At 65.8% G+C, this 26,690-nt stretch carries 30 protein-coding genes; 5 read left to right on the top strand and 25 right to left on the bottom strand.

Features of this window, described 5'->3' with window-relative positions:
- Positions 1-102: 102 nt before the first annotated feature.
- The 8 genes from MKP15_RS09675 to MKP15_RS09710 all read right to left on the bottom strand — a co-directional run bounded on the left by MKP15_RS09675 (position 103) and on the right by MKP15_RS09710 (position 6,774).
- On the bottom strand, positions 103-1,029 hold the full coding sequence (locus MKP15_RS09675; RefSeq protein WP_240212575.1) for an MFS transporter: 927 nt from the start codon (positions 1,027-1,029) through the stop codon (positions 103-105).
- Between the two features lie 52 nt (positions 1,030-1,081).
- Positions 1,082-2,110, bottom strand: coding sequence for an alcohol dehydrogenase (locus MKP15_RS09680; RefSeq protein ID WP_114470773.1), 1,029 nt, complete (start codon positions 2,108-2,110; stop codon positions 1,082-1,084).
- Positions 2,111-2,146: 36 nt separating this feature from the next.
- Entirely contained in the window at positions 2,147-3,325 is a 1,179-nt protein-coding gene (locus MKP15_RS09685; RefSeq protein WP_240212576.1) for a MalY/PatB family protein, read from the bottom strand.
- 18 nt (positions 3,326-3,343) lie between these two features.
- Entirely contained in the window at positions 3,344-4,492 is a 1,149-nt protein-coding gene (locus MKP15_RS09690; RefSeq protein WP_240212577.1) for an FAD-dependent oxidoreductase, read from the bottom strand.
- A gap of 2 nt (positions 4,493-4,494) precedes the next feature.
- The gene (locus MKP15_RS09695; RefSeq protein WP_046934841.1) at positions 4,495-5,163 is read right to left on the bottom strand and encodes a cupin domain-containing protein; all 669 of its coding nucleotides are present in this window, start codon (positions 5,161-5,163) and stop codon (positions 4,495-4,497) included.
- Positions 5,164-5,236: 73 nt separating this feature from the next.
- A complete protein-coding gene (locus MKP15_RS09700) occupies positions 5,237-5,578 on the bottom strand; it encodes a carboxymuconolactone decarboxylase family protein (RefSeq protein ID WP_206540221.1) in 342 nt (113 codons plus the stop codon).
- Positions 5,579-5,646: 68 nt separating this feature from the next.
- On the bottom strand, positions 5,647-5,928 hold the full coding sequence (locus MKP15_RS09705) for a hypothetical protein (protein WP_041836231.1): 282 nt from the start codon (positions 5,926-5,928) through the stop codon (positions 5,647-5,649).
- Between the two features lie 72 nt (positions 5,929-6,000).
- On the bottom strand, positions 6,001-6,774 hold the full coding sequence (locus MKP15_RS09710; protein WP_240212578.1) for an SDR family oxidoreductase: 774 nt from the start codon (positions 6,772-6,774) through the stop codon (positions 6,001-6,003).
- A gap of 200 nt (positions 6,775-6,974) precedes the next feature.
- On the opposite strand from MKP15_RS09710, the gene gcvA reads away from it, so the two are divergent.
- Positions 6,975-7,910 carry a transcriptional regulator GcvA gene (gene gcvA / locus MKP15_RS09715; protein ID WP_114470476.1) on the top strand — a complete coding sequence of 312 codons (936 nt, stop codon included), beginning with the start codon at positions 6,975-6,977 and terminating at the stop codon, positions 7,908-7,910.
- Positions 7,911-8,092: 182 nt separating this feature from the next.
- A complete protein-coding gene (locus MKP15_RS09720) occupies positions 8,093-8,665 on the top strand; it encodes a DsrE family protein (RefSeq protein ID WP_228903378.1) in 573 nt (190 codons plus the stop codon).
- A 64-nt stretch (positions 8,666-8,729) separates the two neighbouring features.
- Here MKP15_RS09720 and mobH read toward each other — a convergent pair whose 3' ends face one another.
- On the bottom strand, positions 8,730-10,571 hold the full coding sequence (mobH, locus tag MKP15_RS09725) for a MobH family relaxase (protein ID WP_240212579.1): 1,842 nt from the start codon (positions 10,569-10,571) through the stop codon (positions 8,730-8,732).
- A 313-nt stretch (positions 10,572-10,884) separates the two neighbouring features.
- Between mobH and MKP15_RS09730 the strand changes: the two genes are divergently transcribed.
- From MKP15_RS09730 to MKP15_RS09740, 3 genes are all read left to right on the top strand, one after another.
- Positions 10,885-11,511 carry an integrase gene (locus tag MKP15_RS09730; RefSeq protein WP_240212580.1) on the top strand — a complete coding sequence of 209 codons (627 nt, stop codon included), beginning with the start codon at positions 10,885-10,887 and terminating at the stop codon, positions 11,509-11,511.
- Between the two features lie 12 nt (positions 11,512-11,523).
- Positions 11,524-12,141 (top strand): RES family NAD+ phosphorylase, encoded by a 618-nt coding sequence (locus MKP15_RS09735; RefSeq protein WP_011347545.1) that lies wholly within the window; start codon positions 11,524-11,526, stop codon positions 12,139-12,141.
- A gap of 99 nt (positions 12,142-12,240) precedes the next feature.
- Positions 12,241-12,600, top strand: a complete 360-nt coding sequence (locus tag MKP15_RS09740) for a DUF3742 family protein (protein ID WP_240212581.1) — start codon at positions 12,241-12,243, stop codon at positions 12,598-12,600.
- Between the two features lie 6 nt (positions 12,601-12,606).
- On the opposite strand, the gene MKP15_RS09745 is transcribed toward MKP15_RS09740, so the two are convergent.
- From MKP15_RS09745 to MKP15_RS09820, 16 genes are all read right to left on the bottom strand, one after another.
- Positions 12,607-14,130 carry a conjugal transfer protein TraG N-terminal domain-containing protein gene (locus tag MKP15_RS09745; protein ID WP_011347547.1) on the bottom strand — a complete coding sequence of 508 codons (1,524 nt, stop codon included), beginning with the start codon at positions 14,128-14,130 and terminating at the stop codon, positions 12,607-12,609.
- A 14-nt stretch (positions 14,131-14,144) separates the two neighbouring features.
- Entirely contained in the window at positions 14,145-14,516 is a 372-nt protein-coding gene (locus tag MKP15_RS09750; RefSeq protein ID WP_011347548.1) for a hypothetical protein, read from the bottom strand.
- Positions 14,513-15,910 (bottom strand): integrating conjugative element protein, encoded by a 1,398-nt coding sequence (locus tag MKP15_RS09755; protein ID WP_011347549.1) that lies wholly within the window; start codon positions 15,908-15,910, stop codon positions 14,513-14,515. Before MKP15_RS09755 ends, MKP15_RS09750 begins: the two co-directional genes overlap by 4 nt.
- A 9-nt stretch (positions 15,911-15,919) precedes the next feature.
- Entirely contained in the window at positions 15,920-16,867 is a 948-nt protein-coding gene (locus tag MKP15_RS09760; RefSeq protein ID WP_240212582.1) for a TIGR03756 family integrating conjugative element protein, read from the bottom strand.
- Positions 16,864-17,310 carry a TIGR03757 family integrating conjugative element protein gene (locus MKP15_RS09765; RefSeq protein WP_205168786.1) on the bottom strand — a complete coding sequence of 149 codons (447 nt, stop codon included), beginning with the start codon at positions 17,308-17,310 and terminating at the stop codon, positions 16,864-16,866. Before MKP15_RS09765 ends, MKP15_RS09760 begins: the two co-directional genes overlap by 4 nt.
- Before the next feature lie 162 nt (positions 17,311-17,472).
- The gene (locus MKP15_RS09770; protein ID WP_205168788.1) at positions 17,473-17,967 is read right to left on the bottom strand and encodes a JAB domain-containing protein; all 495 of its coding nucleotides are present in this window, start codon (positions 17,965-17,967) and stop codon (positions 17,473-17,475) included.
- Positions 17,968-18,148: 181 nt separating this feature from the next.
- Positions 18,149-18,934 carry a DsbA family protein gene (locus tag MKP15_RS09775; RefSeq protein WP_240212583.1) on the bottom strand — a complete coding sequence of 262 codons (786 nt, stop codon included), beginning with the start codon at positions 18,932-18,934 and terminating at the stop codon, positions 18,149-18,151.
- 13 nt (positions 18,935-18,947) lie between these two features.
- Positions 18,948-21,815, bottom strand: a complete 2,868-nt coding sequence (locus MKP15_RS09780) for a conjugative transfer ATPase (RefSeq protein ID WP_240212584.1) — start codon at positions 21,813-21,815, stop codon at positions 18,948-18,950.
- Positions 21,815-22,255, bottom strand: a complete 441-nt coding sequence (locus tag MKP15_RS09785) for a TIGR03751 family conjugal transfer lipoprotein (RefSeq protein WP_023435212.1) — start codon at positions 22,253-22,255, stop codon at positions 21,815-21,817. Before MKP15_RS09785 ends, MKP15_RS09780 begins: the two co-directional genes overlap by 1 nt.
- Positions 22,236-23,654: a TIGR03752 family integrating conjugative element protein gene (locus MKP15_RS09790; RefSeq protein WP_240212585.1), complete on the bottom strand. Its 1,419-nt coding sequence runs from the start codon at positions 23,652-23,654 to the stop codon at positions 22,236-22,238. Before MKP15_RS09790 ends, MKP15_RS09785 begins: the two co-directional genes overlap by 20 nt.
- Positions 23,644-24,561, bottom strand: coding sequence for a TIGR03749 family integrating conjugative element protein (locus MKP15_RS09795; protein ID WP_240212586.1), 918 nt, complete (start codon positions 24,559-24,561; stop codon positions 23,644-23,646). The genes MKP15_RS09790 and MKP15_RS09795 overlap by 11 nt, the downstream gene beginning before the upstream one ends.
- Positions 24,558-25,250, bottom strand: a complete 693-nt coding sequence (locus MKP15_RS09800) for a PFL_4703 family integrating conjugative element protein (RefSeq protein WP_240212587.1) — start codon at positions 25,248-25,250, stop codon at positions 24,558-24,560. The genes MKP15_RS09795 and MKP15_RS09800 overlap by 4 nt, the downstream gene beginning before the upstream one ends.
- Positions 25,247-25,645, bottom strand: a complete 399-nt coding sequence (locus MKP15_RS09805; RefSeq protein ID WP_240212588.1) for a TIGR03750 family conjugal transfer protein — start codon at positions 25,643-25,645, stop codon at positions 25,247-25,249. Before MKP15_RS09805 ends, MKP15_RS09800 begins: the two co-directional genes overlap by 4 nt.
- 12 nt (positions 25,646-25,657) lie before the next feature.
- A complete protein-coding gene (locus MKP15_RS09810; protein ID WP_011347560.1) occupies positions 25,658-26,014 on the bottom strand; it encodes a TIGR03745 family integrating conjugative element membrane protein in 357 nt (118 codons plus the stop codon).
- A gap of 17 nt (positions 26,015-26,031) precedes the next feature.
- Entirely contained in the window at positions 26,032-26,265 is a 234-nt protein-coding gene (locus MKP15_RS09815; protein ID WP_011347561.1) for a TIGR03758 family integrating conjugative element protein, read from the bottom strand.
- On the bottom strand, positions 26,262-26,642 hold the full coding sequence (locus tag MKP15_RS09820; protein ID WP_240212589.1) for an RAQPRD family integrative conjugative element protein: 381 nt from the start codon (positions 26,640-26,642) through the stop codon (positions 26,262-26,264). Before MKP15_RS09820 ends, MKP15_RS09815 begins: the two co-directional genes overlap by 4 nt.
- Positions 26,643-26,690 lie beyond the last annotated feature (48 nt).

Consider the following 26,690-nt stretch of genomic DNA (forward strand, 5'->3'; position numbering starts at 1 on the left):
CGGCATCGGCCTCACGCAGGAAGCCGATGATCTGTTCCTCGGTAAAACGCTTCTTCACGTCCAATCTCCTTGGGTTGCGGGATTGGACTCCAAATCGCCGTGCTACTCAAAACCGGGGGGACGTCGCCCGGTCAGCAGCAGACCCACGGTTGCCACGCGGCCCGCGCCGAAGCGTTTGATCAGGCTTCCGGTGAAGAAGCTCGGCCCGTACATGGCGATGACGTGCCATTGAATTCCCTGGTTGGCCGATTCCTGCGAATGGCCGCACATGTGCATCGCCAGCGGCGCGGCCGTCATCAGGAAGTTCATCAGCATGTAGGTCACCGCGCCGGTGATGGCCGCAGCAACGAAGCGCGGTTGTCGCGCAATCACCGCCAGCGGCCTGCCTCCGGCCACCTCGGCCGCCGTGGGCATCGGCAACCGAACCCCCAGCAGGATGAGCGCCGACACCGCTGCGACAGCGCCTTGTGCGAGGAAGGTGGCCGCAAACATGTAGGGCGGCCACATGTTCATCGTGTAGTTCACGAGCTGCGGCCCCACGACCCCGGCCGCAACGCCGCCCGCCATGACGAGCGATAGCGCACGCGCACGCCGATCCGGTGCCACGCCGTCAGCCGCCGCGAATCGGAAGGTCAGCACTACGGCGGCGTAGCCGCCACCCAGGAAGGTCGCCAGGCAGAACAGCCAGAACGAGCCGATGATGACCGCGAGCATGCCCAGCAGCCCAGTCAGCACGCCGGTCCCGGTTCCCACGAGGAAGGCTGTGCGACGCCCGTGACGCCGGGCTATCGCTCCCGCAGGCAAGATGCACGCGGCCATGCCCACCACGAAGATCGAGATCGGCAAGGTAGCCAACACGGGAACCGGCGCGAGCATGTCGCCGACGATTGCCCCAGTGGCGTAAAGCACGGTCGAGTTGGCCCCCGCCAGCGCCTGCGCGATGGAAAGGCGCCAGATGTTTCCGCTCTGCACTTTCTCGGGCAGTTCGTCCGAAGCGCCTCCGATGGAGGCTGTACCGTTGTCTGTCATAAGTTCTGGCTTTCGCTCGGAAGCCCTGCGCGCAGGGCTGGATTGGTCAGGTTCAACCTGGGCGGTTCATGGTCAACACCATGCGGAACTTCACGTCGCCGGATTTCATCCGCTGGTAGGCGTCGTAGGCCTTTTCCAGAGGCATGGTTTCGATCCAGGGTCGCACGTCTGCCAGGACGCTGAAGTTCAATGTCTTCTCGTTCTCGTAGGGCGTGCCGGTGATCGAGCCGAGGATGCTGCGCTGGCCGCCGACCAGCAGGCCGGCGGGCACTTGCAGGGGCTGCTTGCTCGGGTTGAGCACCACCAGTCGCCCCTCGGGTGCCAGACCGGCCAGTAGCCCCGATACCGTTTCGGCATGGTCGATCATGGTCACGATGGCCTGTGCGCCGCCCAGGCTCTTGAGCCGGGCGGTCGCGTCTTCCTCGTTGGTGTCGATGTAGAGGTGGGCACCCAGCTTCAGTGCATCTTGCGCGATGTCGCTGCCCCGGCCAATGGCGATGACCTTGAATCCCATGCGACGCGCGTACTGCAATGCCATGTGCCCCAGGCCGCCGATGCCCAGGACGGCCACCGTGTCGCCGGCCTGCGCGCCGCATTTCTTGAGCGCGTTGAAGGTCGCAATACCGGCGCACAGAATCGGCGCGGCTTCCTCGGCATCGAGTTCGTCCGGGATCGATACCAGCCCGGTGGCCCGCGCCAGCATCATTTCGGCGTAGCCACCGTCGCGGCTCGCTCCTGTGATGGGCTGGTTCAGGCAAAGCTGGAAGCGTCCCTGCCGGCACTGCACGCATTCATTGCAGTGTCCTCCCATGCGGCCCACGCCCACGCGCTGTCCCACCTTCCAGATCGAGGGGGTGTGCTCGCCGAGCGCGGCAATGCGGCCGACCACCTCGTGTCCCGGTACGCGCGGAGGTTGCAGTGCGGGATCGGCTCGCTCGATGTCGCTGGCATCGGCACCGCAGATGCCGCAGGCTTCGACCTCGATCAGCACCTCGCCGATACCCGGCAGCGGTGCCGGGCGCTCCACCAGCTCAAGGAAGCCCGGCCGAGTTACTTGCATCGCGCGGTAGGTAGTCTTCATGGTCGCTCCAAAAATCGTTGAAATAGGCCAAGGGCGTCAGGGCAAGGCCGAGGCCAGGCGGCTCAATGCCTCATCGACCACGCTGCGCGGGCAAGCCAGGTTGATGCGCATGAAACCTTCGCCGGCCGCTCCGAACTTGTGCCCCGGGTCCAGCCAGAGCCGCGCGCGGCGCAGCAGGAAGTCATGCAACTCGGCCGGCGGCATCCCGAGTGCGCGGAAGTCCACCCAGGCCAGGTAGAGCGCGTCGGTGGGCGTGACGGTCAGCGGTAGCCCCAAGGCCTCGACCTGCGCGGCGAAGTGCCGCTGGTTGCCGCGCACGTAGTCGAGCATGGCGTGCATCCATGGTTCGCCGTGCCGGTAAGCCGCTTCACAGGCCGCCGTGCCCATCGTGTTGACGAGGAACACGCCGTTGCGCTCGCACTGCGTCCAGTACCGCTGCCGATGGCGTTCATTGGGGATGAAGATGTTGGCGCAGGAAAGCCCGGCGATGTTGAAGGTCTTGCTCGGTGCCGTGCAGACGATGGTGTTCGATGCGATCTCTTCGTCGAGCATCGCCAGCGGAACATGACAGCGCCCCTCGCCGAACACCAGATCCTGGTGCACCTCGTCGGAAACGATCAGGATGCCGTGCCGTTCGCAGATTGTGGCCATCGCCAGCAACTCTTCGGCCGTCCATACATTGCCGGTCGGGTTGTGCGGATTGCAGAGGATGAACAACCGGGTGCCCGGCTGGATGGCGGCCTCGAACGCCTCGGGATCGAAGCGGTAGCGGCCCGCATCCAGCGTCAGCGGTGCCAGGGCCAGGCGGCGGCCGTTGTTGACGACATCGTGCAGGAAATGGAAATAGACCGGCGTCTGCACCAGCACGTGATCGCCTGGCTGGGAGAACGCCTGGACCGTCATGTTCAGCGCGCTGATGACGCCCGGGGACTGCACCAGCCATTCGGGCCGGGCCTGCCAGCCGAAGCGGCGTGCTTGCCAGTCCACCGCGGCTTCACGGTAGCTGTCCGGTGTGCCGCCGTAGCCGAGTACGCCCATCTCCACCTGTTTGCGCAGGGCGTCGAGGATCGGCGGGGCTGCCCGGAAATCCATATCGGCCACCCACATCGGCAGCGGATCGACCGCCTGTTGCTCGGGCGTCAGGAACGCTCGCCCATGTTCCCACTTCATGGAGTTGGTGGTGCGCCGGTCGATGAGGGTGTCGAAGTCGTACATCGCTGTTTCTTTCCTCTGTCAATGCAGGACGGACGCCGCCGTGTTGGGGGCGCACAACGCTTCGACCCCAAGGCGTGCTGCCTCGATAGCTCCGGCCACGTAGCCGGGGAAGTTGGGCGACCATTCGCTGGCGATCCCGACGATCCGGTTTCGCCAAGGGCCCTCGGTCGAACTCCTGGGCGGCGGAATCGGATGGTTGAGGTCCGGGTTGTCATCGCCGGCAACCGCGGTGTACGGGTCGGCGGCCCAGTCCTTCAAGAATTCCGCCTTCGGCCGCGCTGCCTTGTCTCCGAACAGCCGGACGAACTGGGCGCGACAGTGGGCAAGCAATACCGTGTCCGGTGTCTGGCGCCGTATCTGGGCGGGCACGCCCAGAAACCCGAACAGCGCGGCGTCGCCCTGGTTGGACGAGGCGTCGTGGATCTCGCCCATCGGCCCGACCGCACTGCGCGCCTCGCCGGACAGGCCTTGCTCACGCCAGAACGGCGCGTCATAGACAGCGACGTACTTGGCGTGGGGGGCCATCCAGGTTCCACATGCCTGCCATCGCCGCTGCAGCACGTCCGGCAGGGCCGGCGTGAACTCGATGGTGCTGGCGGCGAGCTTGGGCGGGACCGCCAGCAGGACATGCGCGACGTGGTAGGACGCGGCTTGTCCGAGCGCGTTGTCGGTTTGCACCTCGATGCGATCGTCATGCTGCCGCAGCCCCGTCACCTGGCGACCGTGCACGAGCCGGTCGGCAGGCAGGCGGGCGCGGATGGCGTCCACGAGCGCGCCCATGCCGCCAGCCAGGCGCAGCGCGGGCGGCGCGGAGGTAAAGCCATCGACACGGCTTGGCGCATGCGCCCTGGACCGCTCGATCAGCATCTGGCCGTCTTCATGCTGCTGGACGGTCTCCAGGCCGAGCTGTTGCACGAGCTGCTGCAGGGCCGGGTGCATTGCCGGCCAGTACCAGGTCGCACCCAGGTCGAAGCGCCCCATGATCGACCTCTCGGCCGTGCCATCGTCATGGTTTCTGGAAGCATCCGGCCAGGAAACGATCCGGCCGCCGAAGGTCTCTCGGGCCTCCAGCACCACATAGTCGTGGATGCCGCGCTCCTCAAGCAGCGCAGCCGCGTACAGTCCGCTGAGGCCGCCACCGACGATGGCGATGCGTGCATGCTGCATGGCTATACCTCCACCGCCGCCGCGGCCAGATGGCCGGTCTTGAGATAGACCGTGGCACCGTGTTCACCGGCGCTGATCTGCGCACGATCACCCACGGGCAGGCGTATCCAGCTTCTGCTGTCGCAGCGCTGGTCATCCACCATCATCTCGCCGGACAGTACCAACAGCTCGGTGCCGCCGTCGGGGTCTGCCGGCAGCACCTCATGCGCTGCCAACCGCTGCAAGCTGACCTGCTCAACAGCACTGGAGAACAGCCGGCAGACCTGGCGGCCATCCTGATGGGACCAGGCGGCCGGGTCCAGCGTATCGATGCGCACGCTCTGCCGGTCGTCCGGCTGCATCTGCCAGAGCTTGACGAAGATCAGCGCGCCTTCGCCGCTGGAGGGCTGATGGCTGGAGCCAGGCGGGTTGCGCAAGTACCAACCTGCCGGGAAGTGGGCGTCGCCTTCGGAGAAGGTCCCCGACAGCACGAGGATTTCCTCTCCACCCGGATGCGGGTGATGCGGGAACCAGGAATCCGGTGCGTAGCGCACGATGCTGGTAGCCCGGGCTTTCTCCGCGCCCACGCGGTCCAGCATTACGCGCTCGACCCCTCCTTGGGGGGAAGCGACCCACTGATGCTGGCTGGGCGTCACGATGGCTCGGCGCGAGAAATCGGCGTTGATGCGCATGGGCAATCTTCCTGTCGCAGCAGAAACGCGAATTGGCCCGGATCGCGGGCCAACCCGTCGTTGCCTGCATGGCTTACTTGCTGGGCAGTTGCGCGTGGGTATCGAGTACCCGCGCCGAATAGACGAGTGCTGCACCGGCATTCAGGGCAATGGCGACCCCAAGCGCTTCAGCGATCTCTTCCTTGGTGGCACCGTACTCCGCTGCCTTTTGCGTGTGCACGGAGATGCAGCCATCGCAGCGCGTGGTCACGGCGACGGCCAGGGCGATCAGCTCGTGAACCTTGGGGTCCAGGTGCCCGGGCTTGGCGACGAATTCACTGAACTTGGCCATGCCCTCCATCACGTCGGGGACCAACGCAGCGAAATCGCCCACACGCTCTTGCAGCGCGCCTCGGTATGCGTTCCAGTCTTGCATCATGAGATCAACCTTTCTTTGTCAAAAAATGCCGGGTGGGCGGTGGGCACACCCGGCAACGATGAGCATCACGCAACCTGGTAGATGCGCACGTCGGGATCGGCTTCGAGCAGGGGCTTCAGACCCGCCACCACGTCGGCGGTGAACAGTTCGCTTTGCAGGTAGGCGCTTGCGTTCTCCTTGGTGTCGAACCCGTGCAGCACCTGCACGTCTTCGTCGCGCACGAGCAATTCCTTCGACTTCGCGCCGGCGATGGTGTCGAGGAACGGGCCCTTGTACTTCTGGTAGACACCGGCGGCGGCCGCGCGGTTGGCGTCGGCGATCTTGAGGGTGATTTGCAGATAGACCATGTGCATTTCTCCTAGATAGGGTGATGAAACAAACGCAGGTAGGGGCAAGCGCCAATGCTTACCCGTCGTGCCTCAATTGCGGCCAGCCATGACGCCGCCGTCCACGTCCCAGATCGCGCCAGTCACCCAGCCCGTCTTGTCGGAGAGCAGGAAGACCACGGCCTCTGCGACATCCTGCGGGGTGCCGACGCGGCCAATGGGATGGAAGCTGTTGAAACCTTGCATCGCGCCATGCACTTCGGCTTTCGGAATGAAGCCCTCGTAGATCGGCGTTTCGACCACCGCTGGCGACACGGCGTTGACGCGGATGTGCTTGGGAGCCAACTCCATCGCCAGGTGCTGGGTCAGGGAGTGCAGGCCTGCCTTGGCCATCGAATAGGCGGAAGATGGGGTGGCGGCGATGGCCTGCTTCGCCCACATCGAGCCGATGTTGACGATGGCGCCCGGCTTGCCCTTGGCGGCAAGATTGCCGGCGACCTTCTGGGTGATGAAGAAGAACGCCTTGTTCAACTTCATGTACTGGTCATAGTCGGCGTCCGAGTGTTCCAGGAAGGGCTTGGGGAAGAACACGCCGGCAGCGTTCACCAGCAGGTCGATGTCGGGGTGCTGTTCGTCGATGGCCTTCAGCAGCGCGGCCACATCCTCGTCCTTGGTCAGGTTCGCGGTCAGCGCCGACACCTGGCCCAGCGCGGCCAGCTCCTTGCGCGCTTCCTCGGTTTTTTCGGGGCGGTTGCCCACGATCACCACGTTGCCGCCCTGCGCCAGCACCAGCCGGGCCGTTTCCTTGCCCATGCCGCTGGTGCCGCCGACAACGAGTAGCTTCTTGCCGCTAAATTGATTGCTCACTGTGAATCCTCTCTATGCTGGAGATCGCGGCGTTGCCGACAAGAAAAGCTGTCGTGCTTCGTTGGGACAATTGGCCTGTGCCGGCCGCCGCCTTCGTAACGGATATATTCAATCCACTGGGGTATATGAATTTTTCCTCGATTCCCATTCCTAGACAAATGAGATAAAGTTTTTCTGTGTAGAAGAAAAACTTTATTGACATGAAGTCACCCATCCACCTGAATGCCTTGCGGGCGTTTGAGGCCAGCGCTCGCCACCAGAGCTTTTCCGCGGCAGCGGCCGAACTGAACGTGACGCCGGCAGCCGTTGGTCAGCTTGTGCGCACGCTGGAGGACGCGCTGGGGGCGCCGCTGTTCGAGCGGAGCAGCAGTGGGAAGGTGCGGCTGGTGCCGACCGAGGCGGCCGAGCGCGCGCTACCCGATATCCGGGCCGGGTTCAGTCGGTTGACGCTGGGTATGGAGCGATTGCGCGAGGGATCGACCAGCGGGGTGCTCACCGTGACGGTCAGCCCGGCGTTCGCCGCCAAGTGGCTGCTGCCGCGCATCGACCGATTCCAGGCCGCGTGCCCGGATACCGACGTGCGCCTGGACACCAATCACAAGTCGGTGGATTTCGTGGCCCAGCGGATCGATATCGGTGTGCGCTACGGCCTGGGGAACTGGCCGGGCCTGCAGGCCGACAAGCTCATGGATGAAGAAGTGTTCCCGGTGTGCTCCCCGGATCTGCTGCGCCAGCGCGGAAAGCTGCGCAAGCCGGGCGATCTGGCACGGCAGACCCTCATCCATGACCTGTCGATGGTCGGCCATGCGGGCTTCCCCACATGGGAGGCCTGGATGGAGAAAGCCGGAGTGGCAGATGCCGCGATGATCTGGCGCGGCTTGCAGATCAACAATTCAGCGGCCGTCCTGCAGGCGGCAATCGAGGGACACGGCATCGCGCTCGCGCGCAGCGTCATGGCGCGCGACGACCTGGCAAGCGGTCGCCTGGTGCGGCTCTTCCCCGACGTCAGCTTTGCTCTGGAGGTCGCCTACTACGTGGTTTATCGCCCCGAGTGCGCCAGCCTGCCAAGGCTGGTGGCTTTCAGGAACTGGCTGTTGGATGAGGCGGCGTCGCAGAACGAGCCATCCGCTATCTAGGCGATCCCTTCGCGTGGGCCGCCAGAACGCCGGGGGCGGTGCCTTCGTATGTTCGCGTTTTCGGGACGATTGCCCCGTTCCAGATCGCCCGGCATGGAACGCTTGAGGCGAATCTGCCCGCCGTGGGACGATGGTGCCAATGTATTAGGCTGAATTGTTCAGAAGAGCATACGGAGGGATTCATGCAATCGAGCAAGATTCGCGGGCTGGCGCTTTCTTGGCGGGTGGCTGTAGCAGGACTGGCTCTGGGATTGACCATGACAGGTGGGGCCGCTGCCCAGGATGCAAGCCATCCCGTCATCGCTGGCTATGGCGCGATCATGCCTGCGAAGGATGTCGCCAATGCCCCAGACCCATCGCTGCGCTATCGGGTAGCGTTCGAGGTTACGCGGTCGGCAAGCGACAACAAAGAGGTCAACCCTGCGCTTGATCGGGTTGCCCGCTTCGTGAACTTGCTGGGAGCATCGGGAGTCCATCCCGCTCAGGGCGACATCGTGGTGGTGATTCACGGCCCGGCCACACCGTCGATTCTGACCGATGCCGCTTATCAGGCGCGGTTCCACACGGAAAATCCGAATGCCGCGCTGGTAGCGGCACTGCAACAGGCCGGCGTCAGCGTCCACGTGTGCAGCTACGCACTCGCCAATCAGAAGATTGAGAGGAGCGCCGTTGCCAAGGATGTAACCATCGACGTCGCAGCGATGACTACGCTTGCGACCCTTCAGTTGAAGGGCTGGGCGCTGATCTCCGGTTGACGATTCAAGCATTGAGCAGGCCCGTTCAAGAAACATCGCTGGACCGGGGTGCCGAGCCAAGGTGCTACGGCTGCACGGATAGGTAGGGGTTGTTCGGCGGGAGTTCGCCGAACAGTCCCGCAGGGTCTTGCAGCAGGTAGCCATGCAATCGGCGGGACTTCCTCGGGCCAGTGACTTCGCAGGTCCAGATGTTCAGGCCGTTGGCATGTTTACGGTGCAATTGCAGCCGCTCGAAGCGCTTTTGCACCCACTGCCAATCCTGCAGGTTCTCCTGCTTGGCCAGCGCGCCTACCTGCAGGTGCTCTTGCGCGTACCGCTGGAACACGCCGGGGCTGACCAGGTATCCGGTATCACTCACGGTATGCACCAGCGCCTTCGCATCGTTGATGATGAGCCGGCGGGAGGCGATGCCCTGTTGCAGCCATGCCATGAAGTGCTCGCCGGATGGCTGCGTCGCCGAGGACGTGGGTACGGGTACAGGTACAGGTACAGGAGCCGGGGCCGGCGCGGCTGTACTGGATGGTGCGGCAGGTGCCTCGTCCAAGATGGCTTCCGCGTTCTGCGTGGCGTCGGGCGAATCGCCCATTCCCACCATCGCCAGCATGTCTTCCATCACGTCGGGCGTGTCCGGGGCCTTGGCTTGGGGAGCCGGCGCGACGCTGCCGCCTTCCCACAGCGGAGCCTCTTTGCTTTCGGTGGACGTCTTGCCGTCCACAGGAAGGGGAAGCGATGCCTCGGCCTCTTTGTCCGCGGGTGCCGTATCGATCGCTACCGTGCCTGCGAACGGAGCCGGTCGCGCGCCAGGCTCCCAGATCAGTGCCGGTGCGAGGCGCAACAGGGTGAACGAGTGGGTCCAGCCGGTGGCACTCGTCACGGTCGCGCGCCAGATCGCCTTGCCGTCGGGCGTCGGCTGCAGCATGCCGTGGTCCTGGAGCACATTGAACACCGCAGTGTTGTTCGCAGGGATGCCATCGACGCCCTGGGACAGCAGGTGCGCGCGGAGCTTGTCGGAAACGGTCTTGCTCACCAGCCATAGCGCATCCTCGGTGAGCCAGCCATCGGAGGCTTCGGGCTGGTTCAATTTCAGCTCTTCGTTGAGCAGATAGCGCAGCCCGTTGACCAGCTTGCGTTGCAGCGTGTGCTTGGGCGCGGCCATGGCGCGCGCGGGATCGCCGCCCAGCTCCTGGGCGACGGAGGCGCGGTCGGCTTGCACGACCAGCTCGCCCAGCACCCCGGCGTGCTCATATTGCCCAGCCAGCACGTAGAGCAGCGGTGCCCATAGGGACGGATAGCCGCTGAGCCAGTCGAGCAGATCTCGGTCGAGCAGTTGCCGGTAGAGCAAGCCCGTCGCGGCGCTGTGGAGCCGGTACTCGCGATCTTCGCGGTAGCGGAAGCGGTACGGCTGACGTAGGGGGCCGTGCCATGGGTGCCAGGTGCTGCCATCGGCCAGCTCGACGTCCAGATCGACCGCCACCTTGCCGATGTCGTGCAACAGTGCCGCGTAGGCGACGGCCGCAGTCCAGGCTTCGGCCTGCGCCGCCTGATCCTCGGGGCTGGCACCGACGGGTAGCAGATGGGACTGCCGCAGCTTCAGGCCGTAGGCGACGATTTCCAGGCCGTGGTCGAGCATGCCGCCCAGGTAGGCATGGTGATGTGCCTCGGAGGCCGGAAAGCCCTGGACCAGCTCGGCGTAACGCTCCAGCGGCGCACGGTACAGGGTGGCGAACTGTCTGCGCGAAAGCGACGTGCGTTGCCAGATGTGCTCCAGCAACTTCTGCCGGCGCGGGGTGGCCAGCAGCGATGCGGCCGACTCCGGCCGCAGCAACCCTTTCGGGAGGTCGATGGCGGGCGATGGCGATGGAGCGGCGGCGACCGGGGGCCGTTTCCGCAGGAACAGGGAGAGCATGTCGATGTCCTCATGGCGGGCCGGCCAGGAGGCCTTTTGGCCTTTTCGAGGTAGGGCCTTTCCCCTTGCGCCCCATTCCCTTGCCGTTTCGGCCCTTTGGCCTTTCACCGTTTCGGTATAGCGGGGCTTGAGCTGCGGCTCCAGCGTCAATGCGGAACTCGCTTGAATGGATTGGACGCGGACCCAGCACCGCCCTCGGCCTATGCTCCGAGAGCGCTTCCACCAGGTAGGTCGTCGCCAAGGCGACAAAGTTGACAAAGGCGACAAAGGCGACTAGAGTGAATCCTGTCTCAAACCTACTTGGGAGATGACCATGCCCACTGCGATCGAATTCATTGCCGACCGTCTGCCGCGCGTCACCGTGGAGGATGTGCGCCGTTTCGCGGATACCGTCGAAATCCGCAATGCCCCGGCTTTCGCGGCCGAGTTGCAGGCGTTCATTCACGAGCGCGTGGAAGCGGTGAAGCTGCCCGCCAACCTGGAAGGTGAAACGGTGGCGCAGGCCTTGGAGCGCAAGGCGGCTGCGCTGCGCGCCGACACGCGCTGGGCACCGGCCGAAACCGACGTCCAGCGAGGCCGCGCCGTGCTGCTCGAAGCCTTCAACCAGCCGCACAACCTGCCGCCCGCCGAGTTCGCCAAGCTGGCCGACAAGTCGCGCCAGCAGATCTACAAGGACATCCTCGCGCGCCGGTTGCTGGCGCTGAACGTGGGGCCGCGCGGCCAGAAGCTGCCCGACTGGCAGCTCGACCCGGTGAAGCAGCAATTGACCCAAACCGTGCTCCAGGAGATCGATGGCATCGACCACTGGACGATCTATCGCGCGCTGTCCGAACCGCTCGAAGGCTTGGGCGGCCGCTCGCCGGTGGATGCGGTGACGCATGGCACGATCGACGACGTGGCCGAGGCCGTGTTCAACGTGCTGGGCGTGCAGGTGCATTGAAGCGAGACCGTCATGAGCCACGAGCTGCCTTCGTTCCTGATCGATGCCGGTGAACTGCTCCAGCATGTGAGCCGCGTCGCCTATCGGGGCAGCCCCCTTTACTACGGCCGCAGCGGCACGAATCGCTACGATGACCCGGCACGGGCCTATGGCGTGCTCTATCTGGGGCGCGACCTGCCTACGGCGCTGATGGAGTCGGTGTTTCACAAGCACCAGTGGCTCGCGGACACGCAACGCTCGATCGCGCTGAAAGAAGTCCAGAGCCGGTTGGTGCGTGCCGTAGGCGTTCTGGAAGACGTGCGCCTGGCCGACCTCACGGCACCGGGCGTCATGGCGGGCTACTTCGGCCTGAACCTGGAGCAGTTGGCCAGCCGCGACTACACGTACACGCAGCAGGTGTCTGCCCAGGTGCATGCGATGTGCCGAGACGACCGCCAGCCTCTGTTCGACGGCGTGCTCTATCCGTCGCGCAACAACTATCCCGACAAGAGCATCGCACTGTTCGAGCGGACGGGATCGAAGGTCGGCGTTGTCGAGGACATCGACCTGGTTGACCATGTGGACTGGCCGCGTTTCGTTGCCACCTACCGCATCGGCGTGGAGCCCGATCCCGGTCCGGCGGGGCCATAGGACGAAGCGTCCTGAAGTAGCAAGAAGACACGTTGACGCCACGAAACGAATGAAGTGGAGCAAACTGGAATAGGTATTCCTCAGTAGTAGGAGACGACCATGAACACCACCACCCGCATCAGCGCCGCAGAACGTCTCGGCCGCGCATTTGGCCGCGGATGGCGTGCGTATGCGCGAGGCGAACGGCGTGTGTCGAACTGGTTGGCATCCAAGGGGATGCCGCTGGCCACCGCTGCCGTGCTGGTGTGGATGGTCAAGCTGGCCGCGCTGGGGGTATTGCTCTACACCGCCTTCTGGCTGGCTCTGTTGCTGTTGTTCGTCATGGTGGTTGCCTGGATGGCCCGCAACGCCGACTCGGGCGAAGCGTTGCCCGAGCCAGAGTGGCGAAACGGACCGGCAGGTTTCGGCCTTTACACCTACGATGGTTTCCGCATCGATCCTCATGTCGAGGATGACTAGTGGTGTTCACTTCTTCGCCACTGCATTGATCGCGATACTTCCGCCTTTCCCGCCGGCGGCCTTGGCATCAGCGGTCGCCCCGGCGAGGCCTTGCAGGACGTTGCCGGCGCGAACGCCCGCCCAAGCCAGCGCCATGATCCAGAACGTAGGCAGCACGATGAACATCGTGCCCATGACGAACATCATGAGCATGTCGCCGAAGGCGTTGTTCAGCCCCACCAGCGGATCGAAGTTGGTATGCGGCCGGTTCCACCCGAAGCCCCACCCATAGAGCGCATCGAGGATGGTGCTGTCGATCCAGCGGGCGAGTTGGAACCAGAAATCCGTGAAGAACAGCGCGAACTGCACGACGCTGACGGTAACGACTGTCTTGAGGTCGTAGGTGCCCACGAGCAGCACAAGCGGGATGCAGATGACCAGCGCCATCTTGAGCAGGGCGAGCACCATCGGTACGGCCTGGCGTACTACATCCATGGCGGGGAATGCGGCGATCGCCCCGACTGTCATCCCCACATCGCCCGCGGCACGGGTGACGATGTTCGGTAAGGACTTGTCGATCTGACCGCCGTAGTCCGTATAGACGCTGCCCTGGTTCAATTTCTGCTGCCGCGGTGACGCGATGGCGCGGATCACCGAATCGTCCACCTCGGCCCGGCTCAGGAACCCGGCCCAGCCCGCCAGGCGATTCAGCAGGCTCGGGTCCACTTGCCCCAGCAGCCGCGCGCGCAGGCCGTTGCTGCCGTCCGACCACCACTGCCTGCAGGTCGGATAGCCGCCACCATTGGCAACCTGCGCGAGGCCTGCATCGCGGGTGTCGTCATAGGGCCATGCCTCGCGCGCCGTGCTGGAGCGGTAGCTGTCGTAGTAGCCACCCGTGTCCGTGAAAAAGCGCGAGCCGATCCAGGTCACGTCGTGCATCTGTTGCTCATCGAGATCCGGGCGCTGCATGAACAGCTTGGCGCGCGCCGGCCCGTAGCAGTCCCGCGAGAAATCCGCCACTTCCTGGGCCAGCACCGGGTCGTCGATACGGGTCGCGTCGATCTCCATCCGCATCTGCCGCAGGTCAGTGCCGCACGGGATCGCAGCCACCGAGGCGCTCGTGACGGCACGCGAAAGCGCGTGCATGAAGGCCCACCAGACCGGCACCTTCGCCGACTGGTTGTTGATGGTGCTGAAAGACTGCGACCAGCCGGTCTCCGCGGGCTGCGGCACGCTGACTTGGCACTGTGCCGAGCGTGAGCTGTCGTATTGGATGGTGCTGAGGTCCACGTCGATGAACGGAATGCCGGCGAACATCACCACCACGATGGCGACGAAGACCCGGTTCTCGATGCGCGCGGCCGAGAGCACACCCTTGTTACCTTCGTCAGCGCCTTCTGCGCGGGCCTTCAGCCATTCCTGCACGACGATGGCGACGAACGGCAGCGCGAACACACCGCTGGACACCAGTACGGCCCAGATGCCGTTGTTGACGATCCAGGACACGAGGGTGAGGTAGTACTCCAGGTAGTCGGTCGTGAAAAGCGTCATGGCCTTGATCTCCCTCAAGCGGCCTGGGTCAGCAGGCCGGCCTCCAGCGCGACGATGGCGGCGACGCCGGCGATCTCGGCGCGGATCAGCCTGCGCCGCGCCTGCCCATCTGTCCCGCTTTGGTCTTCGCGGGCCAGCACCCGGCGGCGCATCCAGAGCCATCCGTAGGCCGTTGCCCCATACACGCCCAGCCGCCAGATGAAGAAATACCCTGCCGAGGCCGCCAGCCACCGCTCCCAGGCCGAAACACTGCCGACCAGGTAGATGCCCGCGACGTTGACCCCCACAGCGGCGGCAACGGCCAGCACAAACCACAGCAGGGTTTTCGCCGCGCGCCGGCTGAACAGCCAGCGCAGGGGGCGCCAAGTCATGCGCGCCTGGTTCATGGCTGACTCCCCGGATTGCCCTTCTGGAGCTGGTCGAGACGATCAGGCACCGGGTCGCCCTCGTAGATGCCGCGCGAGCCAGTCGCGCGCGCGCCGTGGCGCTGGATGATCGCCATGGGCGAATTGTTCGCCAGCTCGCGCCGCAGCTCCAGTTCCGTCTTGAGGTTGCGGATTTCGCGGTCGAGTGTGTCGCTCTCCTTGTTTACGGCATCCACCGCAAGCTCGTTGGCCGCGACGTTGGGCTCCTTCTTCCCCGTGAGCAGCGTGCGCTGCAGCAGCAGCGCTTTCTCCAGCACGGACGACAGCGCGACCTCGGACGCCAGGCGCTGCGACAGCAGATGCTGGTCGGGCTCGTCGCGTAGTGCTTCGATCACGCCGCGCGTGATCGGCAGCGATGCACTGCCGGCCTCGCGCAGGTTCTCCGGCGTCGTGTTCTTCGCCTTGGAGACGAGACCCTGGAGCGCCTGCAGCTTCGCGTCGTACTCTTCCTGGATCAGCGGCGTCAGCCCGACGCCGGGCGTCGTCTCGGTCTTTGTGCAGGCATCGCAAGTGCGTTGTTCCTTCTCGCCGAGCACGCGCGTGGCCCACTCGACGGCCGCCTGCGGCGAGGCCCAGGTCTGGCACGAGAGGCTGCTGCAACTGGACGGCGCGATGGACGACGTATCGGTCACGCCGCGGCCGTTGACCAGGTTGTAGCCGGCGCGGGTGACATCGCCGACGACCTTGATTGCGGGCTGACCGGAGCCGCCCGCGTTGCTGCCCCCGATCCACGGCACGCCGTCATTGCCGCGGCGCGTCTCGGCCTGCTCGATGGCCGAGACCGCATCCGTACTCGACACAGCATCGCGCAGCGCCAAGCCTTCGGCCATCTGGCTCCAGCCGAGCTGGCCGCCTGCCGTGTCGGCCATCTTCTCGGCCATGGCACGGCACGTCAGCTTGGAGCGGTCGAAATCGAGACGTGCCTGCAGCACGCCATTGGTAAGCAGGTTGTAGAGGCCGGGATCGGCGCGCTGGATGATCAGCGCAGGCAAAGACGCCACCGCGCTGGTGGCGCTCTGGATCACTGACGACATGATTTGCTGGAAGCCGTTGGTGATGCCGTTGAGCTGGTTCTTCAACGTGGTCTGGATGCTCATGTCGCCGCAGATCAAGTTGCTGTTCCAGCCCACGCCCACCCCGAGGGAGCGCATGCCGGCCGCGCGTCCCATCGACACGGCACTGCCGCCGCCGATCGAGTACATGACGTCATCGCCGATGACGCTGCCGCTGGTCTGGTAGCCCAGTTGGCCCCAGGCCACGCCGCTGGCCAGCGCGAGCGTGCCGGCCAGCGCCAGGACGATCTTCGTGTGGCGTGCCTGGCGGGAGAGCGGATTGAGTGCGGTACGAATCTTCATGGTGCCACCTCAGTTGAAATCGACGCTGCCGAGGAAGACCTGGCCCTTGCGTTCGCAGCAGGCATAGGGCCGCCACAATGCCCAGGCGTAGTCGCCTTGCTGGGACTGGGTCAGGAAATCGTTACGCGGGAAAACCGTGCAGGACGAGGACAGAACGGGTGTGAGTTCCTGCCATTTCCCGGTCGATGCGTCGCCCTCCACCAGCGCGCCGGCAGGCCAGTAGCCGGGCCGCGAATCGGCGAGCAGCGGCTGATAGACGTGGATCTGCCCGCGGCGCGTGACAACATCACCTGCACGTTGGGCCACCACAGCACCAGCTTTGTGGTCGTCGGTCTGGTGCAGGAAGCCGCCACGGGGATACACGTTGCCCCAGAGGTTCATCGTGGTGCGTGCGCCGACCTCGCGCATGCCTGGAACCAGCGCTTCCGGGTAGGCCATCTCGGGCACGTTGTAGCGCCAGGCCAGCGTATCCAACGTGCTGAGCAAGTACGGCATGAACGCCGTACCCGCGCCCTCGCAGAAGTAGCCCGACGACGAGACGAACTGGTTGAACACCTCGACGCCAGGGTGGCCGATCACGTCGGCGTTCTTGAACTTGGCGAGGTCGTTCTCGTGGTATTCGTTCGTGGTTCCGTCGCCGCCTGCTTGGGCGGATGGGTTGGGCGTGCTCATCGCCCGGACTTCGACCCAGGGGTTCTCGCCGGTATTGCTGTAGCTGGAGACGACGGCATCGGGGATGTAGTGGCGAACCTTGATAGACGTGCGCACGGTGCAGCCGGTCCAAGTGCAGTAGAGCCAGTAGCAGATGCCGACGACCCGGTATTCGAGGCAGTCGGGCGATGCCACCGAGCCGACGACGGTGGCGGTGTCGAGGGCGTAGCTTCCGGTGGCACTGAGTAGCAGCACGGACGCCACGCCAGCGCGCAGGCGCCTCAACAGGTCGAATGGTCGGGTCACGGCTGGTTCCTCCGGTACTGCTCGATGCGCGCGACGGCGCGAGCCACGTCCGGTTCGCCGTAGACCACGTAGCGTTGGTCTACGACGACGGCCGGGATGCCGGTGATGCCCAGGCTCCATGCGTCTGTGACGCCCTGGTATGCGGAAGCGATGCGTCGCTGGAGATCGGCACCGCCGCTGGAGAGCCGGCGCCTGACGATGACTGTTGCCTGTTCGGAGTCGGCGGACAGTCCCGCCGAAAGCTCCGCTTCAATCCGGTGGGCTTCGTCCAGTTCGATCAGCCGTTCGCCGCCCATGGTCTTGACCGGGTGGCGACTGTCGGTGACGACCACTACGTCGGCGGCGAAGGTGGCCGGGCTGAAAACGGCCAGGGCGGCCGGCAACGCGACGGCCAGGCCGAGGGTTCGCCAGCCCGGCGCGAACCTGGAAAGAGATGCTGGCATGTCGCGTGCCCTTGAAGTTGATCAGGACAGTAGTCAAACGCGAAGCCGATGCGGCCCCAACAAACAATGCGCATCGCGGACTGCCCGCATACCTGCTTGTCTTCCACCCATGAAAAAGCGGAGGCCGAAGCCTCCGCATAGATCAAGGAGCCGATGTCATTGCTACAGCATGTCGGATTCCGCGAACGAGTACGGTGTACCCTGGCCGACGATGAGGTGATCCAGCACCCTCACATCGATCAGTGCCAAGGCAGTCTTCAATGTTTGCGTTATCGCGCAGTCTGCGCTTGATGGCTCCGTACAGCCAGAAGGATGTTGGTGCGAAAAAATGACGGCTGCGGCGTTCAGTTCCAGGGCACGCTGCATGATCGGGCGCGCATGTACCGTGGCCGAATGGATCGTGCCCTTGAACATCGGTTCGTAGGCGAGTACCTCGTGCTTGTTGTTGAGGAAAACGACAGCGAAGATTTCGTTCGGCTCGGCGACCAATTTCAGGCGCAGGTAATCCTTGACAGCGGTGGGCCCATCCAGGAATGGCCCCTTCTTGAAGATCCGCTGTTCCAGCAGCGCGATGGCTTGCCGGATGATCCGGTCATCAGATTGGGACGCTGGGGCAATACGTGGCTCCACGCAGGAGCCATTGACGATGAGAGACATGGCGAACCTCCAGAATGTAGACGGAAGGCGCCACCCTGGGAGGGCAAGCCCTCCTGGGGATGGAAACAGCGGAGCAAGTTGCATCCACCACCGCGCAGCGGTGATTGTTCGCAGCCAGGATGCGAAGCGAACGGGTAGCGGTCAGCGCGGCAAGCCGAGCCGTAGCCTCCAAGACCGAGGGCTACCTGGGCATGTCGCCGACAACGTCGGCAGGCATTTCGGATGTGGGGGTGGTGACCACGGCCGCCGCATCGCTGGCCGGGTTATCGGCCGCCAGCATGTCCATCGCCGACAGCAAGGCGTCGCCCTCGATCGGCCCCTGCAGCAGGATGGCCTGTCCCGTCTGGCGATCGAGCAGGCGCAGCGACGGCGTTGCGGTTACGCCGCTCTTGGTGGCTTCCGCGGCTTGGGCGCGAATGGTCGCATCGGGACGTTCGCTTGCCATGCACTGCTCGACGGCCGGTGTGGATTCGGGGTAGCGCAGCCCATCCGGCAAGCCCTGGCCGTCGCTGCGCGTATGGGCATAGACCCATTCGACTGCCTGCCAGAACGCCGCATGCCCGCCTGCTTCGGCGGCGCACTCGGCCAGGCGGGCCTCGGCCGACGCGGCCGGCTCGTGCGCGGCCAGCGGCTGGTGGTGCCATTGCAGCGCCACGTCGGTGTTGTTGCCGACCCAGTGCTTGAGCTGGGGGAAGTACTCCCGGCAGAACGGGCATTCCAGGTCGGCATAGAGCGTCAGCGTGAAGCGACCCTCCGGGTTGCCCATCTGCCAGGGCGGGCCGGAGGGCTGCATGATGCTGGCCGGCGCGGGCGGCTGTGGCGAGGAATCACCGGGCGACCGGGACACCAGCCAGATCAGCAGCAGCGCGACCAGCGCAGCAGCCAATACCCAAGGCCAGCGGAGCCGCCGATTGCGACGGCGGAACGCCTGGACCTGCATCGGGATGGAGGGACGTTTCGGTTCCATGGCGTTCTCCGGCTTACGACAGTTCCAAGGCCGGCGACTCGATGCCGCGTGCTTGGTCGATCTTCTCGGCTACCTTGAAGGCCGCTTCCAGTTCGGTGCAGCCGTATTGCTGCATGAGCTGGTAGCGCTCGGCCTTCTCTTCGGGTTCGGTCTGCGCAAGCGCGAGGTACAGGCTTGGCGGCACGGCGCGGAACAGCACTTCCATGCTCTTGGAGAGGATGACTCCCTCGGTGAACTTGCCCGCCTCCTTGCGGGCCGACAGCATCAGCGCCTTCTGCGCGGGCGAGAGTTCGCGGAACCGCGCGATCTTCTCGACTTCATCGGGTGGCATGCTGAGGCAGATCCACCACTCGATCATGTTGAGCATTGGCTCCGCGGCGCGTGGCAGGTCGTCGATGTTCTGCGTCGCGAGCCAGAACCAGGCCCCCAATTTCCTCCACATCTTTGTAATTTTCACGACGTAGGGCGCGAGCAGCGGATTCTTCGTGATGATGTGTCCTTCGTCGGTCACATTGATGATCGGGCGCCCCAAATACTGGTCGCGTTCGGCGATGTTGTTCACCGTGCTGATCAGGCTGATATAGGCGATGGAGAGCTGTGCGTTGTAGCCCTCGCGGGCGTAGGTCGCCAGATCGACCAGGGTGATGTCGGCTTCCGGCCATGGTGTGCCGTCGCGGTCAAACATCTCGCCATCCGTGCCTTGGCAGAACATATCCATCGCATCCGCCATTTCCAGCAGTCGCACGCGGCGCATCTCGGGCAGCGTTGGGTCCTGGCCGCGGGTGCGCAGTGCATTGCGCACGTCGCGCGTGAGCACCGTGCGCTTCTCGGCCACGCAGTGCTCGGCGGCGTCGAGGATGCACTGGCGGATAAGCGAGCGATCGGCCCGCGTCATCCGGGCTTCTTCCTTGTCCTCGCCGCCGGTGATCATCAGCCGTGCCGTGATCTCCAGTTCGCCCAGCACGTCGCGCTGCTCGTCTGCCTCCATCGCCGCGACATCCGGTGGCAGGTCTTCGTCCAGCGCATCGGCATCGAGCGTCTGCACGTCGCTGGGCGTCTCGATCAGCCGGCGCGCGTCGGCGAAGGGGGCCAGGCTGATGCCCGAGCCGGGGGCCAGCTTGACCCGGTTCACGGTCAGGCCCAGGCGCTTGGCGAAGTCGCTGAACAGGCCGAAGCTGTTGCCGGCTTCCACGATGAACAGCCTTGGCCGGTAGATGGCCGTGACCTGATTCAATAGGTTGTTGAGCGTGGCGCTCTTGCCGGAGCCGGTGGGGCCGAACAGGAACAAGTGGGCGTTCATCTGTCGGTCTAGGCGGTTGAGCGGATCGAAGGTGATCGGGCCGCCGCCGCGGTTGAACACGGTGATGCCGGGATGCCCGGTACCCTGGGCGCGGCCCCACACCGGCGATACGTTCGCGATGTGCTGCGCGAACATCAGTTGGGTGTACCACCTGCGCCGATCCTGGCCGGGGTTGTAGCAGCACGGCAGCCAGCGCAAGTAGCTGTTGAGTGGCGCCACCTCGTCGTCCTCGCGCACCGGCTGCAAGCCGGCGTTGAGCATCACGTTCGCCAGGTCCAGGCCGCGCCGGTCCAGTTCCGCCTCGTCGCGCCCGCGCAGGTAGAACGCCAGCGTTCCCCGGTAGAGCTTGTGCGCGCTGCCGATCAGGGACCGCGCCTCCTGCACGTCCTTGAGCGTCTGCTCCGACGCCAGCGTCTCGCCCACGGCCTTCTTCGCCAGGTGGTTCAAGTCCGCTTCCAGCACATCCTGCGGTGTGGCGACCATGGTGAGACACATCAAGGTGTCTTCCGGCATCTGGTCAAACAGGGTGTTGATCGCATCGCCCTTGCGGGTTTCGCCCGTCAGGTGACCCGTGGCGGGCGGCATGCGGAGCCGGTCGGTGATCAGCACACGGTGCGGCATGCCGTCGAAGTACCAGGTGCCGTGCTCCACGTCGGAGCGTGGCTGGCCGAAGAACAACCGCTGGCTGAAATCCCGCCCGCTCGCCAGCTCGATTTCGCCTTCCTCGGCCTCGTCGGGGTAGCGCGCCAGCGCGTAGAAGCGCTCCCGGTCCTCTGCACTCGGCCCGAGCATCGCGGGGCGCGGATTGAACCACCGCAGCAGCCAGTCGTGGACGTCGGCTGCGACCATGCGCCGTGCCTGGATGCCGGCGTTCGCCAAGCCGCCGCACAGGCGGTCGCAGACGATGTTCAGCATCTGCTCGGGTGTCTGGCCGCGGCGGCTTGCCTGCCCGGTGGCACGGCGATAGATCACCATGCGCACCCGCCGCGTCTGGCCGCGCCAGCGCAGCCGCGTGACCACCGTGTCCTCGAACAGGCCGCCCGGCTTGGCGACCGCGCGCAGATGGTGGCCGAAGAAGCGCAGGTAGAACTCGGTGAACGCGGTATCGCGGGCGCGCGGCTGCACATAGTCGCGCAGGGTCTGCATGTACTGGTCGAAGCTGGGCTCGTCCTGGGCGTAGAGCTGGAGCACCCAGGGGTTTTCGTCCAGCTCATCGAACGAGTCCTGGAGCGCGTTCTCCAAGGCATCGCGGGCATGCGCGAGCCAGCCGGGTTCCCGGCCCTCGGTGCCCAGCGGCACCAGCTCGTAGAAGGCAGCGACCGACTGCCCATCCTCCAGCAGCATGGACTTCGACTGCGGCAGAAACTCCACCCAAGGCAGCAGTTCCGCGAACGACGGCGCGACGTCGTACAGCGCCTGCTCGTCGGCTACCGTCGCCGGCCTGCGGTCCTGGACCGCTGTGCCGGGTTCGGGGATGCCGGCCTGGTGCAAGGCCTGGACATGGCGCTGCCAGCCGTCCGGCTTCTCTTCGTCGCCGATGCCGGATGCGGCCAGCTTTGGCCAGGGAAGTTTCCAGCGCATCAGTAGTCCTCCACGCGCTCGCCCGGCATGGCGTACTGCACGCGCTGATAGAGGGGGAAGACCGTCGTGTAGCCCGGCACAGGTACAGGGTCCGAGCCCGCCAGGTGCGGATACACGTACATGACGAGATCGGGATTCGGCAGCCGGTGGAACTGGCGATAGACCTCGTTGCGTGCGGTGCGCGTGTAGCGCGTCTGCTCGGCGGGCGCGGCCTGCACGTCGGCCTCGGTCAGCGGCCGGCGCAGGCTCTGGCGCGCGTCGAGCAACTGCCGGCGTGCCGCCTGGCCGGCGCTCCCGCCGCCGTCGCCGGCGTTCTGCTGCCAGATGTCCATCATCGTGCTGTCGCCGTGGGGCAGCAGCTTTTCCTTGCTGGTGGCGCAGCCGCCGAGCACCGCGACGGCGAGGGCCAGCGCCAGGCCCCTATTCAAGTTCGAGAGCATGGCTTTCTCCTGCGCGGTGATCGACCTTGCGGCCTTCGGGATCGAAGTCGATGGCGAGCGGTTTTTCGAGGTGGACGGCGACCTTCGCGCCGGGCTGGACATAGACGGCCGCGAACGCCTGCCCGTACAGCTTGTTCACCCAGTCCGCCATGTCGCGCACGCCACCGGCCAGGATGCGGCCCACGGCCTCGTTGCCCGAGATGCCGACGCTGCCGATGGAACCGTCGGCGCCCACGTAGGACATCTGGCCGCTGTCGCTGTCGATCAGCGAGGCCACACCGGCACCGGCCGCGGTGATCAGGGCCTGCGAGCCGAGGTACTGCTGGGCGTTGCTGCGCCGCTCGCCGCTGACGCAAGGGATGCCATACGGATCGCTGATCCAGCCCAGGCCGTCGCGCTGCTGGTTGTTCTGCTGGTTGCCGTCGCGGTCTTCGGGAATGGTGCGGATCGTGCCGTCGTGGAAGACGAAGGTGATGCTGCGCACCTGACCGCGCACGCACGAAAGCGTCCAGTCGCCCGATGCGGTTCCGCTGAACACGGCACCTGCTACGTCGGGAATGTCGATGCCATTGGCCGTCAGGTTGTCCGGCCCGACCAGTACCTTGAAGGGGTACGGATCGTTCACCGTCCCGTCGATCGGAACACGACCGATCAGCGCCGTCATCGCGACCGACCCCATCAGCGTCGAGTTGGTTGGCACGGTATAGACCGGCTTGGCGCTCTTGACGCCTGCCGCACGTGCGCCAGCGTTCGCCACGGTTTCCGCGCTCGTTTCCAGCGTGCTTTGTGCCGGGCCGAAGCTCGTCGGGAAGCTCATGCCGCTGCCCGCGCCACGACTGCCGTTGCGTCCCTCGGTCTTCTTCGCGTCGTCCGGCTCGACCCAGCGCATGCCGCCTTCCATGCCGGCCTCGTCGCCATCGCGCAGCCCCAGGCCCACGGGCAGATCGGCATGGCCGCCGCCGCGCCCGCCGATGCTGTCCAGACGCCGCTGCAGGTCGGCGAGCAGCCCCTCGGTCTGCTGGCGCGCGCTGGCCGCCTGTTCCTGGTCGCGGCGCAGGTTGGAGCGCTCGGATTCGAGGGCCGAATTGATGCGCTGGTCGATGGAGTTCTCGCGCTGGCGCAGCCGCTGGTTTTCCTCGCGCTGCGACTTGTTGTCGGTCAGCGCGGTCTGAAGCTCGGTGCGCAACTGCTTCACCTGGGCGACGAGCGTTGCCACGGTATCGCGCGGGGTGTCGCCTTCGATGCCCAACGCCTTCATTTCCTCGGGCGTGAGCTTGGAACCGGCATCCGCGGTGGGCGGTGCCGACGTGCTTCCGCCGGAGAACAGCCGGATGGCAACGAACAGCACCAGCAAGGCAACCGGGATCATCAGCCACTTGAGCAAGCCGTTACTGCGCATGGCGAGCCTCCTTGCCGTCGTCGGCTTCAGCGTCCGGCTGCGGCAGGTGCACAGCCGGATCGAAGCGGTGGATCGCCGGCAGCAGCGATTGCGCGAGGCCGTGCCCCCCCGTTACCAGGTACAGGACGGTCGTGTCCTCGGGCGTCCCGCGGGGGCCGAGTGCTTCGTGCTGGAAGGTGGCGGTGAGGAAATCGCCTTGCAGCACGCGCGGGTCGAGCGTGACCCAGCCGCTGCTGCTGTTGGTCAGACGCACGGCGGTGACCCACTGGTCTTTCAGACGCCACGACGCGAGCGCGACCGCGCGCACCGGCAGCGTCGGCATCAGCGTGCCGAGGTCGAGGCCACGGCGCAGGTTCACCCGCATGACGCCGGGCAGCGGCTCCACGGTGCGCAGCGGCGCGTAGAGGTTCTGCGCGGCGAAGCGCGTCAGGACGACCGAAACCGGCGTCTCGCGCCGCGCTGCCCGCGTACCTGCCTGATCCTGGGCGCGTGCCGGGGCCTCATCGGCACCGCCTGGCTGATCGCCATAGCGCGCCGGGGTGCTGCTGCCCTCGACGATGCGCACCGGCTCCAGCTCGGCTTCGCCGTCCTTGGGCGGCTCGGCCGCGATGTCGAGCAGGATCAGCGCGCCCGTGTCGGCGTCCTGCAATTGCAGCCGCGTGGGCTCGATCGGCTCGCTGGCGCGCAGGTACACCGCGCCCCCCGCGCTCTGCACGCGCAGGCGTTCGCCCACGCCCGCAGGCACGCCCACGCGGACGTTCCGGTCGATGAACACGATGCGCTCCTGGCCCACCTTCAGCGGCACCGCGAGCGGCATGCGTTCCCAGCGCAGAATCTCCACAGCATGGGAGACGGGTGCCGCGGCCGCGGCCAGCAGCCCCAGCAGCACGAGTACAGGATGCTTCATGGGGTGTTTCCTCCTTGGGGCGCTTGCGGAGACAGGCCGCCAGGCGCCGGGCGCGTCGGCTCCGGGGCGCTGATGCGCTGGGGCGCACCGTCGTAGCAGTCAAGCGCCAGGCCGAAGGGGTTGCGGGCGGGATCGATGTCCACCCGCGTGACTTTCACCGGGTAGCGCACGAGAGCGCGCTTGACCTGCTCGGCGCCGTAGTACTCGTCGGCGGTGATGTCGAGCGTCACCACCCAGTCGCGCTCGGAGACCACGCGCACGCGCGCCGTGGGGTCGTCGCCGTAGCCGCGGCCGGGGATTTCGTAGATGCCGCGCACGCGCTGGCGCAGCTCGCCCGTGCTGCGGCGGTAGTCGTAGTCCGCGCGCAGGAAGGCCTGGCAGGACGGGGTGAGGTACGGCGAGAGCGTGTGGAGGTTGCGTGCGTAGTCCTCTTCGCCATTCGTCGGCCAGCGGTTCAGCGTCTGGAACACGTAGAACGTGAACGCATAGACCGATTCGGGCGGTACCTCCCACCATTTGCGGGTACTGCCGGAGCGCAGGTCGGGCGGGACGTGGATGGTCAGGTCGCGCGGGGCGCTCCACCAGCCGGCGCCCATGACCAGGGCGACGACGACCAGAGCCCCAGCGCCCAGGCGGAGCGTCTTGATGTGCGCCTGCAGGTGCGAAATTTCGTTCTTGAAACGGCTCATTGCGTGCTCCTGCGTGTGGTCCAGAAGCCCGAGCGCGAGATCAGCGCATGGCCGCTCACCCAGCCGGCCATCAGTGGATGGCGAGTGGCGATTCGCCATTGCAGTTGCCGATACAGCCAGGTGTCGGGACGTCCGCGCTTGAGCCGGCGCAGGATGCCGCCGCCGACGAAGATGCCCAGGGCCACACCCAGGACAACGAACGTCGGCGCGATGGCGATGGTGCGGAACACCCAGGACAACGGGGCACCGACCAGCAGGCCGGCGGCACCGGACAGGCCGCAGCAGATCCACAGCTCGTCGGCGGTGAGGCCGCGCACGACAACGGGATGACGGTTGAGCCGGTGCGGAAGGAACGTGACCGTCCCGTCCGCACGGACGTGCTGCTGCTCGGACATACCGGCCTCGCCTTACAGGATGCCGGTGGCTTCGGTGAGTAGCCAGATGCCAATTACGAGCAGCACGGCACCGATCGCGACGGTGAGGCCGAACTGGCCCCAGGTCTTGCGGCCGGTATGGATCTCCGCGTAGGTCCCGTAGGCGTGATAGCAGACGCCGATGAACATGGAGGCCACCACCAGCAGGGCCACCAGCATGATGATGTCGTAGCCGTAATTGCGGATGGTCTCCATGATGCCGTTGCCGGTGCCACGGGTCGGGTTCTCCAACTGCGGCAAGCCTTGCGGATACGACAGAACCGGAGGCGTGGCGAAGGCCAGCGCCACGGCGATGCGTTGGGCGATGCGGGAAGTGAGGATGGTTTGCATAGTCAGTCCCTTCAGGGTCAGGAGAGGAGGAAAAAAGTCAGCACGAGGTACATCGCCAGGAAGCGGACGACGACGCCGAGAAACTGGCGCTGGTTGAGTCGGTTCTCGGCCCAGCCGACATAGGCCGTGCGGATGGCCCAAACGCCCCACACGAGGAGCACCGCGAACACGACGCCGATCAGCACGGTCGCCATCGCGGAAGGCGCAATGCCGCTATTGGCTTGAAATGCCGAGATTTGGGCACCGTTCATGGCTTGCCTTCCGCAGTCGCCGTCGGCGATGGCGAAGCGGCCCGCTCGGCGCGGTAGTCGCCGGCCAGTTCGGAGGGATCGCGCGGCTGGGCACGCGACGGTGCGAGATGGGCCTGGATGCCGGCGCGCACGCGCGCCAGGTCAGCCAGCAGCCGCGGGTAGTCGAAGTGGTAGCGCTCGCCCGGCTGGACGGGGGCATGCGCGGCGCTGTCGGCGACGGAGCGCTCCAGCGCGTCGAGCTGGCGCAGCGCGGCGACCAGCTCCTGGCGCTGTGCGGGGGATTCGGCCAACGCCATCGGGGACTGACCCAGCAGGGCCGTCACGAGAAAGATGGGCACGCCGCGATGCGCGGCACGCTGCCAGATCGGAGCCAACATCGCGCCATTCCTGTGTGATCAGCAATGGCTTGATCGTGGGCAGCGAGG

The organism is Stenotrophomonas sp. Y6 (assembly GCF_022436665.1).
Lineage (GTDB): Bacteria > Pseudomonadota > Gammaproteobacteria > Xanthomonadales > Xanthomonadaceae > Stenotrophomonas > Stenotrophomonas acidaminiphila_A.